Origin of the sequence: Salinisphaera aquimarina, from assembly GCF_042643355.1 — a bacterium.
In the GTDB taxonomy this organism is placed as follows: Bacteria; Pseudomonadota; Gammaproteobacteria; order Nevskiales; family Salinisphaeraceae; genus Salinisphaera; species Salinisphaera aquimarina.
In genome coordinates this window covers 1259519-1272052 of record NZ_JBHRSS010000003.1, presented here as the reverse complement: position 1 = coordinate 1272052, position 12534 = coordinate 1259519, and the positions used below count along the sequence as shown (strand labels likewise).

General features: G+C 61.6%; 11 protein-coding genes. 4 read left to right on the top strand and 7 right to left on the bottom strand.

Translation table 11 applies throughout. The features are described 5' to 3' along the window. Positions 1 to 4: 4 nt before the first annotated feature. Both ACFOSU_RS09400 and ACFOSU_RS09395 read right to left on the bottom strand, forming a co-directional pair. Complete coding sequence (locus tag ACFOSU_RS09400; RefSeq protein WP_380688770.1) at positions 5 to 1252, bottom strand: restriction endonuclease subunit S; 1248 nt, start codon at positions 1250 to 1252, stop codon at positions 5 to 7. Continuing rightward, the gene (locus ACFOSU_RS09395) at positions 1249 to 3642 is read right to left on the bottom strand and encodes a type I restriction-modification system subunit M (protein WP_380688768.1); all 2394 of its coding nucleotides are present in this window, start codon (positions 3640 to 3642) and stop codon (positions 1249 to 1251) included. Before ACFOSU_RS09395 ends, ACFOSU_RS09400 begins: the two co-directional genes overlap by 4 nt. 223 nt (positions 3643 to 3865) lie before the next feature. Here ACFOSU_RS09395 and ACFOSU_RS09390 point away from each other — a divergent pair, with 223 nt between their 5' ends. Beyond that, complete coding sequence (locus tag ACFOSU_RS09390) at positions 3866 to 4144, top strand: type II toxin-antitoxin system RelE/ParE family toxin (RefSeq protein WP_380688767.1); 279 nt, start codon at positions 3866 to 3868, stop codon at positions 4142 to 4144. A 12-nt stretch (positions 4145 to 4156) separates the two neighbouring features. Next, the gene (locus tag ACFOSU_RS09385; RefSeq protein ID WP_380688765.1) at positions 4157 to 4462 is read left to right on the top strand and encodes a HigA family addiction module antitoxin; all 306 of its coding nucleotides are present in this window, start codon (positions 4157 to 4159) and stop codon (positions 4460 to 4462) included. A 5-nt stretch (positions 4463 to 4467) separates the two neighbouring features. Here ACFOSU_RS09385 and ACFOSU_RS09380 read toward each other — a convergent pair whose 3' ends face one another. Further along, entirely contained in the window at positions 4468 to 6111 is a 1644-nt protein-coding gene (locus ACFOSU_RS09380; protein ID WP_380688763.1) for an ATP-dependent DNA ligase, read from the bottom strand. Positions 6112 to 6344: 233 nt separating this feature from the next. Here ACFOSU_RS09380 and ACFOSU_RS09375 point away from each other — a divergent pair, with 233 nt between their 5' ends. After that, positions 6345 to 7115 carry an SDR family NAD(P)-dependent oxidoreductase gene (locus ACFOSU_RS09375; RefSeq protein ID WP_380688761.1) on the top strand — a complete coding sequence of 257 codons (771 nt, stop codon included), beginning with the start codon at positions 6345 to 6347 and terminating at the stop codon, positions 7113 to 7115. Between the two features lie 60 nt (positions 7116 to 7175). Here ACFOSU_RS09375 and ACFOSU_RS09370 read toward each other — a convergent pair whose 3' ends face one another. The 3 genes from ACFOSU_RS09370 to lipA all read right to left on the bottom strand — a co-directional run bounded on the left by ACFOSU_RS09370 (position 7176) and on the right by lipA (position 8952). Further along, positions 7176 to 7577, bottom strand: coding sequence for a type II toxin-antitoxin system VapC family toxin (locus tag ACFOSU_RS09370; protein WP_380688759.1), 402 nt, complete (start codon positions 7575 to 7577; stop codon positions 7176 to 7178). Then, positions 7577 to 7858, bottom strand: a complete 282-nt coding sequence (locus ACFOSU_RS09365; protein ID WP_380688757.1) for a hypothetical protein — start codon at positions 7856 to 7858, stop codon at positions 7577 to 7579. The genes ACFOSU_RS09370 and ACFOSU_RS09365 overlap by 1 nt, the downstream gene beginning before the upstream one ends. 98 nt (positions 7859 to 7956) lie before the next feature. Further along, the gene (lipA, locus tag ACFOSU_RS09360) at positions 7957 to 8952 is read right to left on the bottom strand and encodes a lipoyl synthase (protein ID WP_380688755.1); all 996 of its coding nucleotides are present in this window, start codon (positions 8950 to 8952) and stop codon (positions 7957 to 7959) included. Positions 8953 to 9186: 234 nt separating this feature from the next. On the opposite strand from lipA, the gene ACFOSU_RS09355 reads away from it, so the two are divergent. Beyond that, the gene (locus ACFOSU_RS09355) at positions 9187 to 10248 is read left to right on the top strand and encodes a DUF5924 family protein (protein ID WP_380688753.1); all 1062 of its coding nucleotides are present in this window, start codon (positions 9187 to 9189) and stop codon (positions 10246 to 10248) included. Positions 10249 to 10317: 69 nt separating this feature from the next. On the opposite strand, the gene ACFOSU_RS09350 is transcribed toward ACFOSU_RS09355, so the two are convergent. After that, positions 10318 to 12528 (bottom strand): acetyl-CoA hydrolase/transferase C-terminal domain-containing protein, encoded by a 2211-nt coding sequence (locus tag ACFOSU_RS09350; protein WP_380688751.1) that lies wholly within the window; start codon positions 12526 to 12528, stop codon positions 10318 to 10320. Between the last annotated feature and the right edge of the window lie 6 nt (positions 12529 to 12534).

The following is a 12534-nucleotide window of genomic DNA, read 5'->3' as shown; positions in this document are numbered from 1 at the left end:
CCCCTTAAACAACCTTGATCTTGCCCGTGACCGCCGCATTGATCAGGCTTGTTTTGTATTCCTTGATTGTGGCGATTTGGTCTCGTTTTAGCGAAATTGCCGTATCTATTGTTTGCTCATGTTTTTCTAGGTAAGCAACGATTTTGTTCTGCTCATTTACCGGTGGATATGGCACTTCCATCACGCCTAGTTTGTCGAAATAAATTCGAAGGCGCATTTCCATGATGCCTCGCGAAAAACGTTTTATTTCTAACGAAAATGACTTAGACCGAAAAAGTCGATGATAGAACTGGCCGCTCACCGGCACGTGCCGGCGGAGAATGTCATATGCCGGGCTTGTCACTCCCTCATATTCCGATAGTCCAATCGCCCCCATCCAAGCCAAAAGTTTGTTGACGATAAAATCCCCTTTTTTGACAAGCCAATAACCATCGGTCGTAGAAGCTTTATTACCGCGCTCTTCGAGATCTTTTCTTGGGCGGACGCCGATGTCCGTGTAGATCGATAGCAGCTCGTGACAGTTGTTTTTCTCCGAAGCGTCAGCGACAAGCCGAAAGATTTGCTTGACCTTCCGAACCTCCCAATGCGCGGGGATCTGGCCGATCCAGTCGATGCCGCTGTCCTTCAAGGGGGCGTCGGGGTTGAGGCCGCGGGTAACGGCCTGCTGGATCAGGATCTGCCTGCGCTCTTGCAAAAGCGTGATCTGCTCCTGCTTGATCCGCACCGCCTCATCAATCGTCGCGCATTTCCCATCCAGAAACGCCGCGATGGCGCGTTGCTCGGGCAATGGAGGCAGTAGGAAATCAATATCCTTTAGCTTGTTGCGAGAAAGCTCTACGAATGTTGTCCCCTGGCCCGCAGCCTCAAGGCGTACTTTCAACGACAAGACTAGCCAATAGGAAAAGCTCTGCTCCATTTGGGGCTTGAGGCGCAGGCCCTTGCACCCTTGGTTGAAGCAAAGCTCTTTTCCTGCAACAGCGACGTGCCCTATGGGCGCACGCGACGAAAGGATGATGGTTCCGCTCGGGACGAGCGAAGTTCCGCAGCTCTTGTACCCAGAAAGCGTCAGGTTTCTTTCGCCAAAAAAGACCTCGCGAGATTTCAACTTGCCAAGGTCTGCAGGTCCGACCCAAGAAATGTCTCCGTCCCAGAAATGGAGAGTTCCCGAAGCCGGCGTCGCGCCGTTGACAATGTCAAAACTGGTCCAGATCTTTTGATGGGACCAGCCCTCAATGTTCGCCGCAACATTCATTCCACCGACTCCAACTTCCTCGCCACATCGACGCCCAAAATATCCGCAATCAGCCCGTCGGCTTTTTTCTCCAGCTTGAGAATGTCCTGTGTCACTTCTTCGAGGCTGCGCAGTGGCTTGTGTCGATAGAAATATTTATTGAAGCTGATTTCGTAGCCGATCTTGACACTGTCAAGGTTGATCCAGGCTTCCTCTACATGCGGCTTTACCTCGGCCCGGAAATAGCGGTGGATGCTGTCTTTCAGCGGGATGCTTTCTGAATCGCGCAGGTCGGTCGCGGTCTCGTAGGTGAGATAGCTGCCGTCGGGCTGGGGGTACCAACCGAAATCCGCGAGATCGTCGGTGGTGCAGCCCAGATGGGCAATCAAATCGTCGAGTTCTGTGCGCGATAGCTTGTGCCGCTTGGCGATGACTTTCTCGGCTGTCTCGTCATACCAGCTGACGGCGTTGAGAATGGCGTTTTTCTCGGTGGCTGCCAGCTTGATCTGGTGGGCCTTGATCGCTTTTGCCACGCGGTTACGGAAGGCGTTGAAGTCGGTGGTTTCCTCGGTGCCAATCTCGTCCATGAGCGCGTTGGCGGTGTTCAGCAGATCGCGCAGCTTGGCCCAGTACTTGGTATCGACCAGCTTGCCGCGCTGCTTGGCTTTCAAGGTAATACCCTGCTCCTCGCACCAGGCAGTGATCGCCTTGGCCTGTTCCTTCAGGAAGCCGGGTTGGTAAACGTGCTCGCCGTGTTCGGCCCAGAGCCATTCCATGGGCTCGCGCAGGGATTTATCGAACCGCAAGCCCGCGATGCGCTGGGCGCTGAAACCGGCGCGGCGCCGGTCGGGTCGTTCGATGGTGATTTTGTGATAGCCGAAGTCTTCGTTGTCGAACAGCTGCACGGCGATGCCAACCGGGTCGTTGTTGGCATCAATCTCGCGCTCGATGCGGGCGAAGGCCAGATAGGCATCGGTGATCTGCTGGATGTCGTTTGCAGAGAACTCGCAGTTCTTGTCGCCCAGGTTCTTGCGCAGCTTGCGGTACAGCAGGTTGGCGTCGATCAGTTGTACCCGACCCTTGCGCGCTGCGGGTTTGGCGTTGGTCAGCAGCCAGATGTAGGTGGTGATACCGGTGTTGTAGAACAGGTTGTTGGGCAGCTGGATGATGGTGTCCAGCATGTCGTTCTCGATAATGAAACGACGGATATTGGACTCGCCGCTGCCCGCATCGCCGGTAAACAGGCTGGAGCCGTTATGGATTGAGGCGATGCGAGAGCCGAGCGGGCTGGTGCCCACGGGCTTCATCTTGTTGACCATTTCCATGAGGAACAGAAGCTGGCCGTCCGAGGAACGCGGCGTGGCATCCATGGTTGCCTTCTGGCCCCAGTAGTCGGCGAGATCGACCTGAAAGCGCGGGTCGATGACGTCCTTGCCGTCCTTGATGTATTTGACCTCGCTGCTCCAGCTCTTGCCGTAGGGCGGGTTGGAGAGCATGAAGTCGAAACGCGTAGCCGAAAATTCGTCGGTGGACAGGGTAGAACCGACGCGAATGTTCTCGGGGTTGTTGCCCTTGATCATCATGTCTGATTTGCAGATGGCGTAGGTCTCGTCGTTGATTTCCTTGCCATAGAGATAGACGTCGCCGCGTGCCTGGATTACGCCGCCGGTATCCTTGATGTAGTTCTGCGACTCGGTGAGCATGCCGCCGCTGCCGCAGGCGGGGTCGTAGATCGTCATGACCGGGGGCAGTTGACCCTTGATCGGGTCGAACATGAGGTGCGTCATGAGATGGATGACTTCACGCGGGGTGAAGTGCTCCCCGGCCTCTTCGTTGTTCTCTTCGTTGAACTTGCGGATAAGCTCTTCGAATACATAGCCCATACCCAGGTTGGACAGGCCCGGCAAGGTGTTGCCTTCCGGATCTTCGATATCGTGCGGGGTGAGGTTGATATAGGGCGAGACAAACTTCTCGATGACGTCGAGCAGGACCTGCTTGTCTGCCATGTGGCGCATCTGTTCGAGGAGCTTGAAGCGGGTGATGATCTCCTTGACGTTGCTGCTGAAGCCGTCGAGGTAGTCCTCGATGTTGGCCAGTAGAATCTGCTGGCTGTTCGTGGCAGTGCGCTGAAGCTTTTTGAGCGTCCACTGGCTGGTATTGAAAAACACATAGCCCGACGCTTCCCGAAGCGGCTCGTCATCGAGTTCGATAGCGTGCATCTCTTGCTTCTGGTAGAGCACCTCTTCCAGAACGGCGTCTTTCGTCGGTTCCAGCAGCGTGTCCAGACGCCTAAGGACGACCATCGGCAGGATTACATCGCGATACTTGCCGCGGACATAGACATCCCGCAGGCAGTCGTCGGCGATGCGCCAGACGAACGATACAAGTTGGTTATGGGACTGTTGGTTCATGGTGTCCTGAAATACCTTGTGTTCACTAAAGCTGCGCTGTCCGGCTGGACCGGCTGTGCGGGGCGTGCTCGACGGTTGTCCAGTAATCGCGCGCAAAACACCGTGCCGATGGCCAATAACGCATGGGCAGTCGGTTTGCCGGCCCGTGAGACCTCGCCCGGCTTTTAAGACATCACGCACGAGCAGTTTGTCGTTTAACGTTATGCGTTATATTCTGACTCGCATGATCCGGAGCTTCCGCTGCAAGGATACCCAAACCCTATTTGAGCGTGGCAAGTGTCGACGGTTTTCGGGCATCGCGAAAATCGCCACGCGCAAGCTTGTACAACTGGATAGCGCGCTGGAACTGCGCGACCTGTCTTCGCCGCCGGGCAACCGGCTGGAATTACTCAGCGGCGATCGCGCCGGGCAGCACAGCATTCGGATCAACAATCAGTTCCGGCTGTGTTTCGTCTGGGCTGGCGAACACGCCGAGGACGTACAGATTGTGGACTACCACTGATGGAGGTGTGACATGTTCAAGAACGGAATGCGCCCGATACATCCCGGCGAAATCCTGCGCGAGGACTTCCTGACTGAGTTGGGCATGAGCGCCAATGCACTGTCCAAGGCCTTGAAGGTGCCTGCCCCGCGCATCAACGACATCGTGCGCGAGCGTCGCGGCGTTACCGCCGATACGGCGCTGCGCCTGGCGCGTTATTTCGATACCACACCGCAATTCTGGCTGAATCTGCAGGCGAGCTACGAGCTAAGACGCGCCGAAATTGCCGTGGGCAAACAGATCGATGACGAGGTGGCCGTCAAGACAGACGCGGCGTAGCGGCGTTACTTCAACGCCTCGCGCTCGTTGGGCGGCAGCAGGTTCTTGACGTTCTCCAGCGTATCGGCCTCGCCCAATGGTTTGTCCTGACGCCAGCGAGCGATTCTGGGAAAGCGTACGGCGATGCCGGATTTATGGCGCTTGGAGGCCTGGATGCCTTCGAAATGCAGCTCGAAGACATGATGCGGGGTCACCGAGCGCACCGGGCCGAACCGCTCTTTCGTGTTGCGCCGTATCCAGTGGTCGACCTGGCCGATTTCCTCGTCGGTGAGCCCGGAATATGCCTTGGCGAACGGCACCAGCGCGTCGCCGTCCCAGACCGCAAACGTATAGTCGGTGAGCAGGTTCGAGCGCCGCCCCGAGCCGGGCTGGGCATAGAGCAGCACGGCATCGACCGAGTACGGATCGATCTTCCATTTCCACCAGTCGCCCCGAACCCGTCCGGTGCGATACGGCGAGCCGGCGCGCTTCAATACAAAGCCTTCAGTGGCGTATTCGCGCGACTGTGTGCGCAGGCCGGCCAGCGCGTGCCAGGAGTCGGGGTCGAGCAATTCCGACATCGTAATGCGCGCGTCGACCGCTTCCAGCACTTCGCGCAGGTGTGCACGGCGGGTCTCGATCGGCTCCTCGCGGATATCGCGGCCCCGGTATTCCATCAGGTCGTAGGCGAAAAACCTGACCGGATGCTTTTTCTGCATCGCGGCCGACGGCTTGAGCCGGCCGATGCGCCGCTGCAGGCGGGCAAAGGGCAGCGGCAGCGGATCGCCTTCGGCCCAGGCGAGTATCTCGCCGTCGAGCACGCAGCCGTCGGGCAGCGCAGCCGCGGCGGCCTCGATTTCGGGGAAACGCCCTTCCATCAGATCCTCGCCGCGCGACCAGATATGACATTCGCTGCCACTGTCGCCCTGGCGGCGGATGAGCTGGGCGCGGATGCCGTCCCATTTCCATTCGGCGTGCCAGCCGGACCGGTCGCCGAGATCCTCGATTGCGTCGATCGGCGCGTTCTCGATCGGCGATGCCAGAAAGAACGGATACGGCTGGGCCGCGTCCTCGCCGCGATCCTGCGGGTCGATCAGTCGCTCGAAGAACTCGGGCGTGGGTTGCCAGCGGCCCATCAGGCGGTGCGCCACGCGGGCCGGCTCGATATCGGCGACCTCGGCCAGCGCCCGCGTCACCAGCCGGCGCGACACCCCGACCCGGAAAGCGCCGGTAAGCAGCTTGTTGAGGGTGAAGCGCGCATCGGTGGGCAGTTCACGCCAGTAGTCGTAGAGTCGGGCTTTCTGCGACGCCTCGTCGAGTTTTCTGAGCGGCAGGATGCGGTCTTCCACCCATTGATGCAGCGCCACGTCCAGCCCGGCCTCGCCGGTCTCGATTTCGTCGAGCAGCAGGGTCATGGTCTCGGCCGAGTCGCCGACCGCCGAATAGCTTTCCTCGACCAGCCACATCGGCATGTCGATCAGTTCGGCCACCCATTCGCGCAGCCGCGTGCCCGGAATCAGGCGCTTGATACGGCGCCCGCACAGAAACGATACCGCCCAGGCCGCATCCGCCGCGGGCGCGCTGACGAAATAATCGCGCATGGCGGCGACCTTGTCGTTGATCGCAGTGGTCGCATCCAGGCGCGTATAAAGCGTGGTAAATCGGCGCATCAGGCGGCCATCGTTCGCAGGCGCGGCGTCATCGCCGCCTGCTTGGCATAACTGCGATTGAACGACGCATGGCACATGGATCGATCATACGCCGCGGCAGGTCGGATCGATGCGTATGCCGCTTGATTACGCAGGAGTCGACGGCATATTCAGTGGCCAGCTTCGATAGCCGCAGGCGCTCTACCCAGCGCCGCTTGCGGCCCACAACACAAGCGCAACGCAGGAAATTCGGCATGCAGAGATTTCAGGACAAAGTAATCGTGATCACCGGCGCCGGGTCTGGCATCGGTGCCGCCACCGCCTGGCGCTTCGCTGACGAAGGCGCGAACGTAGTGCTGGTCGGCCGGACCGCGGACAAACTGGAAAAGCTTGCTGCCACCCTGCCTTGTCAGGGCCAGAAAGTGCTCATACGGCCGACCGATGTCGCCGACGCCGATCAGGTCAAGAGCCTTTTCGACGAGGTCATCGACACATTCGGCCGCCTTGACGTGCTGGTCAACAACGCCGGCACCGCGGTTCAGGGCAAGCTCGCCGAAGCCAGCGACGACGACTGGCGCAAGGTCATGTCCACCAACGTGGATGGCGTGTTCTATTGTTGCCGCGCGGCCCTGCCGCATCTGCTCGAATCGAAAGGCAACATCGTCAACACTTCATCGGTGTCCGGCCTCGGCGGCGATTGGGGCATGAGCATCTATAACACCAGCAAGGGCGCGATCAGCAACCTCACCCGCGCGCTGGCGCTGGATCACGGCGGCGACGGCGTGCGCGTGAATGCAGTGTGTCCAAGCCTGACCCGCAGCGAACTCACCGCCGGCATGTTCGACAACGACGAGTTGATGGCCAAGTTCGCCGAGCGCATGCCCATGGGCCGCGCCGCGGAGCCCGAGGAAGTCGCCGACGTGATCGCCTTTCTGGCCAGCGACGACGCCCGCTTCGTCAACGGCGTCAACCTGCCGGTCGACGGCGGGCTGAGTGCCTCCAACGGGCAACCCAGGCTGGGTTGATTCAGTCGCGGTTGTGATTGATGCGCCGCTGCGTCTTGTCGAGACGCAGCGGCGTAATACTCAGCTGATCAACTGCAGCTCAAGCCCCGGCACGCGTCGAAAGACATTGTCGTTGGTCAGGAATACATTATGACCCGGCAGGCTCGACGCACTCGCGGCCTGCAGGGCATCCGGCGTTTTCAGGCCGTGAACGGCACGAATCCGGGCGGCTTCGAGTACGACCTCCCGCGACATCGGCACGTGGATGAGATCGCGTCGCGAGAAGAACCGTTCGTAGCGCGCCAGCGTGGCCACATCCTGCTCTCGCAGCGGCTTCACGCGACATTCCAGCAGGCTGAGTTCGCTTACGGCGTGACCCCGATGTTGTCGATCCAGGCTATCCAGCAACGGAATCAGACGGTCGAGCCAAGGCGTTGCGCCTTCCACGAAATAGATGATGGCGCAGGCATCCCAGAAGACCATCAGCCGGTGGAATCAGTACCCGACCAGCTGGCCCGTTCCTCGGCGATCTGGGCATCGATTTCGGCAGGCGTGCGGGTACCACGCCATTCCCGACTATGGATGAGCTCGCGCATGGAACCCCGAGCGTAGTCTGCGATGACGGGCGGCGCTTGGGTCTGGCGGTCGCTCGACACGCCCAATCGCTGCAGCACGTAGGCGCGCATGCTCAGGCCTTCGATCGAGGCCTGGGCCTTGATTTGCTGATGCAGCGATTCCGGCAACTCAATGCTCAAGCGGCGCATGGCGACACCCTGCGAATAATGTACAAATGAACATTATCACAACAGCCCGGCCTGTGGAGCACGCGATCTGAGCGAACCCGACATCACCGCAGGTGCGGTCAGGCGGTCTGTTCCAGCCCGGCGTTGTTCTGGTCGAACACACGATCGGCGCGGTAGGAACTGCGTACCAGCGGACCGGAAACCACTTCCAGGAAGCCGCGGGCCAGACCCCACTGGCGATACTTCTTGAAGTCTTCCGGCGGTACATAGCGCTCGATCGGCAGGTGATTGACCGTGGGCCGCAGATACTGGCCGAAAGTGACGATATCGACGCCGATGGCGGCCAGATCGTCCAGCGTCTCGGCGATCTCGTCCTCGGTTTCGCCCAGACCCAGCATCACACTGGTCTTGGTAAGCACGTCCGGCCGATGTTTCTTGGCATGGGCGAGCACGTCCAGCGTCTGCTCATAGCCGGCACGGGCATCGCGGACCACGTGGGTCAGGCGCTTGACGGTTTCCACGTTCTGGGCGAAAACCTCGAGGCCGGAGTCGACCACTTTTTCCACATGTTCCGGCACGCCGCGGAAATCCGGCGCCAAGGCTTCCACGCGGGTTTTCGGGTTGCGGGCCTTGATCGCCTGCACGCAATCGGCGTAGTGCTGGGCACCGCCGTCGGGCAGATCGTCGCGATCCACCGAGGTGAGCACGATGTAGTTCAGGTCCATGATCTCGACCGATTCGGCACAGTGCTCGGGCTCGTCGGCGTCCAGCCAGCCACGCGGATTGCCGGTATCCACGGCGCAGAACTTGCAGGCGCGGGTGCAGACATCGCCCATGATCATGATCGTGGCGGTGCCGTGGCTCCAGCACTCGCCGATGTTCGGGCACATGGATTCCTCGCAAACCGTGGCCAGCTTGTGCTCGCGCACATTCTGCTTGACCTCGGCGTACTTGCCGCCGCTGGGCAGGCGCGCGCGCAGCCAGTCCGGCTTGCGCCCGATCGGCACCGCGGCGGCTTTCTTGCTCGCCTTCATGCCGTTCTTGATCGCGCGGGTGCCGTTGGGCTTGTCGATCTTGCTGCCCGTGACAACGGGTATGCCTTTGAAATCACTCATGCCGTATCGCCGTGCTGTTCTGCATAACGTTCGCTGCCCGCAATCTTAACACCCGCTGTTTGCCGGCCGGTCGCCGCCTGTTCCTACAGTGCGGCCTTGCGGCGCGCTTGCAAGCATCGGCCGCCGGTCAGCCACCGTACAGCCGCGACGCTGCTAATATCCGCCGGCGCTGCGGCCGATACCGCTCAAGCCTCACCCCTGCCGTCCCTGATCAAGCCGGAGAAAACAAGCCGCGTGGCCACCGACGTTTCCAGCAAGCAGCCCGACTCGAGCGCAGTCGACCGCCTGACCCAGCGCGCCACGGGCAGCCGTATTTTCCGGCTCGCCTATCGCTACCGGCGCGCCGTGCCGTTTGTATCGTTTGCGATGGGTGCCGCCAGCTTCTTTCTGGTCGAACGCCAGGCGCAGCTGGCGCAATGGGTCACCGGGCTGATGCTGCTGGGCTGGATCGCGCTGTTGTTCGAGGGCCTGCTGTGCCGTCTGCTGGCACGCTGGTTCGGCGAACGCGTGCCCCAGATGGCGGTGCGTTTCGCGGCCCAGAGCCTGCATCAGGAAACGCTGTTTTTCGTGCTGCCATTCTTTCTGGCGACCACGACCTGGCTGAGCGGCCAGGCGCTGTTCACAGGTATGCTGATCGTGGCAGCGGCCGCGTCGACCGTCGACCCGATCTACCTGCACGGCATCGCGGAACGCCGCTGGCTGTTTCTCGGCTATCACGGCTTCACCCTGTTTGTGGCGATTCTCGCCGCCGGGCCGATCATGCTGTCGCTGACCACCGGCCAGAGCGTGGCGCTGGCCTCGATTGCCCTCGGTGTATGCGCCCTGCCCAGCTTCAACGACGCCGTGCAGGCCCGGCACTGGTCGCGCTGGTTCTTGCTGGCGGGGCTGTCGATCGCGATGGGCGCGCTGAGCTGGTTCGGGCGCTACTGGATCCCGCCGGCCACCCTGCGCGCGACCGACCTCGCCATCACCACACAGATGGACGTGGCGAATCGCAAACCCGGCAGCGATCACGACGAGTTCGCACGTGCCGCGCTCGGCGCCGATGGCCTGTATGCATTCTCGGCGATCAAGGCGCCGCGTGGCCTGCATCAGCAGGTGCTGCACGTGTGGTCGCACGACGGCAAGGTCGTGGACCGGATCCCGCTCGAGATCGTCGGCGGCGACCGCGAAGCCGGCTACCGCGCCTGGAGTCACAAGATGTCGCTGGGTAAAGACCCGACCGGTGACTGGCGCGTAGCGGTGGTCACCGACGACGGCCAGCTCATCGGCGCGCTTCGGTTCGAGGTGCGTTGACGCGATTCAGCCCGCGCGCGAATGCAAACCCCGCAGGCGTGACAAAAGGCTTGGCTAACGGGCGCTCGCTTACGCGCCGAGATCGGTGTCTTCGCTGTCCTCGTCGCCGCTGTCGATGACGCCGTCGTTGATCAGCGCAAGCGTCACCAGCCGGGCATACAGGGATTCGCGCCAGCTGCGCGGCCGGGCCAGATCCATGCGTTCCAGATAGGGCTGGGCCGACGACGGCAGACTGGCGAGTATCGAGGCATGCCGGGCCAGACGGCCGAAAATGGCAGTCGGCGAGCCGCCCTGCAGTTTCTTGAGCGCGCCGATGAGCTCACGTTCAATCTCGGTGAAATCGCTGCCGTAGGGATAAGCGGCAAAACGACCGGCCTGCTGCTGTTCGGCAAACAGCGCCGCGATGTTTTCCGGCGTGTTGTTTCGGGCCTGCACGGGAATCTGATAATCCTGACGCAGCTTGCCGGCGGCCACCGCCGCGCTGCGCAGATCGTCCTGGAAACGCGCGTCGGCGATTTCGATCATCGCCGTGGCGATCTGCTCGTCGGTCTTGCCGCGCAGATCGGCCACGCCGTATTCGGTGATCACGATATCGCGCAGATGGCGCGGAATGGTGGTGTGGGCGTAGTGGGCCACGATATTGGATTCCGGCCCGTCGGACGAGTTGCGCACCGCGCGCACGCAAATGATCGAACGCCCATCGACGAGTTCCTGCGCCTGGGCCACGAAATTGTATTGACCGCCCACGCCCGACAGCACCTGCCCGCTCTCCAGACCGTCCGAGGCGATCGCCCCGGACAGCGTGGCCTTGATCGCGGTATTCACGAAGCGTGCCTCGCGGCGCTGTACGCGCCGGAGCGCTTCGCCGCCGTAGAGATGATTGATCTGGCCGACGCTGGTCATGTGAAACAGTTCGCGTTCGTCGTCGGTCAGATCGTGCAGCGATTGATAGAAGCCGTTCGGCCCGAGAAAGAAACCGCCGTGCACCAGCGTCGCGCCCTTGAGGCGCGTGCCGAGACAGCGCGCATCGATCTGTGCCCGCGCGGCCTCGTCGTCGAGATCGGCCGCGATCGGGTCGCCGCCGTCGCCGGCGTCCAGCTGCTTGTCACCCCAGCGGACGTCCTCGTGAAAAACGCCGAAATGCTTCAGATAAGCCACGTCGTCGCCGTTGAGATCCGGCCGGACCGCGCCTTGCCGGCGTAGCGCCGTGAGTGTATCGGCGCTGACGGTTTCGTCGATGCTGCCGGCGTCGAGCAGTGTCTGGAGCGGGATATCGTCGTAGACCACGCGCTTGATCACGCCGGCGCGATACATCTGCATATAGGCATCGACGAGCATCTCGGTACAGCCGTAGAGGCCGCGCTCGAACGGCGCGAGACCGCCGATGGTGTCCACCAGCGCGCGTTCGTCGCGTGGCTGGTTCATGGCCGCGACCAGGGCGCGATAATCGTCGTTATGGTTTTCGCGCAGATCGGCGCAATAGGCGATGGCATCGGACAGCGAGCCGATCCCGATCTGCAGCGTGCCGCCATCGGCCAGCAAAGTGGATACGCGCAGACCGATGGCGTAATCCGCGGGGGCCACCGGCATGGCCGGTGCACCGAACGGCTTGAATGTCGCGGCTTCGCCTTCGAAGATCGCATCCGCGAGCGACGCATCCACCAGGGCGCTGCGCGTCATCATCGGCATTTTCGCGTTCAACTGACCGACGACGAAAAGCGGCGTGCCCGCCGCCCGCGCGGCCTCGACCACCGGGATCAGATCGAGCGTGACGTCGGTGTTGCTGGACAGCGAGAACTCGTCCGCATGGCGTCCCGGCGCGCCCATCTGCATGAGCACGTTGACTCCGGAGTTGATGATGTCGCGCGCTGCATGGGTGTAGTTCACCGACCGGTAATTGCGCTGGGCATCGTCGTTGCCCAACATCGCGCCCGGCTGAAAGAAGAACTCGGAGACGGTGACGTTATCCGGCAGCGCGCCGGCCTTCTGGTCGCGTACATAGTCGAGGCCGGGGTAATCCTCGAACACGCGCGCGACGATCGGGGCCATGATCCGGCGCTCGAGTTCACTGGACGCAACCGGCAGATCCAGCGACAGCGCGGTGAGAAAACTCAGCTTGATCTGCGGATTCGCGCGGGCGCGGGCATACAGCGCGTTCATCAGGGTGGCTGGCTTGCCCAGCCCCAGCGGCGCACCCACGCGGATATCGGTGCCGACGGTCTCGATCAGCCAGTCGATCGTGGCTTCGGCGTCGGTGAAACGCTGCGGGCGTTGGGTCATGGAATG

Bases quoted from the DNA above. Each gene is read 5' to 3' on its own strand.
- ACFOSU_RS09400 (WP_380688770.1), bottom strand. From the start codon at position 1,252: ATGAATGTTGCGGCGAACATTGAGGGCTGGTCCCATCAAAAGATCTGG.
- ACFOSU_RS09395 (WP_380688768.1), bottom strand. From the start codon at position 3,642: ATGAACCAACAGTCCCATAACCAACTTGTATCGTTCGTCTGGCGCATC.
- ACFOSU_RS09390 (WP_380688767.1), top strand. From the start codon at position 3,866: ATGATCCGGAGCTTCCGCTGCAAGGATACCCAAACCCTATTTGAGCGT.
- ACFOSU_RS09385 (WP_380688765.1), top strand. From the start codon at position 4,157: ATGTTCAAGAACGGAATGCGCCCGATACATCCCGGCGAAATCCTGCGC.
- ACFOSU_RS09380 (WP_380688763.1), bottom strand. From the start codon at position 6,111: ATGCGCCGATTTACCACGCTTTATACGCGCCTGGATGCGACCACTGCG.
- ACFOSU_RS09375 (WP_380688761.1), top strand. From the start codon at position 6,345: ATGCAGAGATTTCAGGACAAAGTAATCGTGATCACCGGCGCCGGGTCT.
- ACFOSU_RS09370 (WP_380688759.1), bottom strand. From the start codon at position 7,577: ATGGTCTTCTGGGATGCCTGCGCCATCATCTATTTCGTGGAAGGCGCA.
- ACFOSU_RS09365 (WP_380688757.1), bottom strand. From the start codon at position 7,858: ATGCGCCGCTTGAGCATTGAGTTGCCGGAATCGCTGCATCAGCAAATC.
- lipA (WP_380688755.1), bottom strand. From the start codon at position 8,952: ATGAGTGATTTCAAAGGCATACCCGTTGTCACGGGCAGCAAGATCGAC.
- ACFOSU_RS09350 (WP_380688751.1), bottom strand. From the start codon at position 12,528: ATGACCCAACGCCCGCAGCGTTTCACCGACGCCGAAGCCACGATCGAC.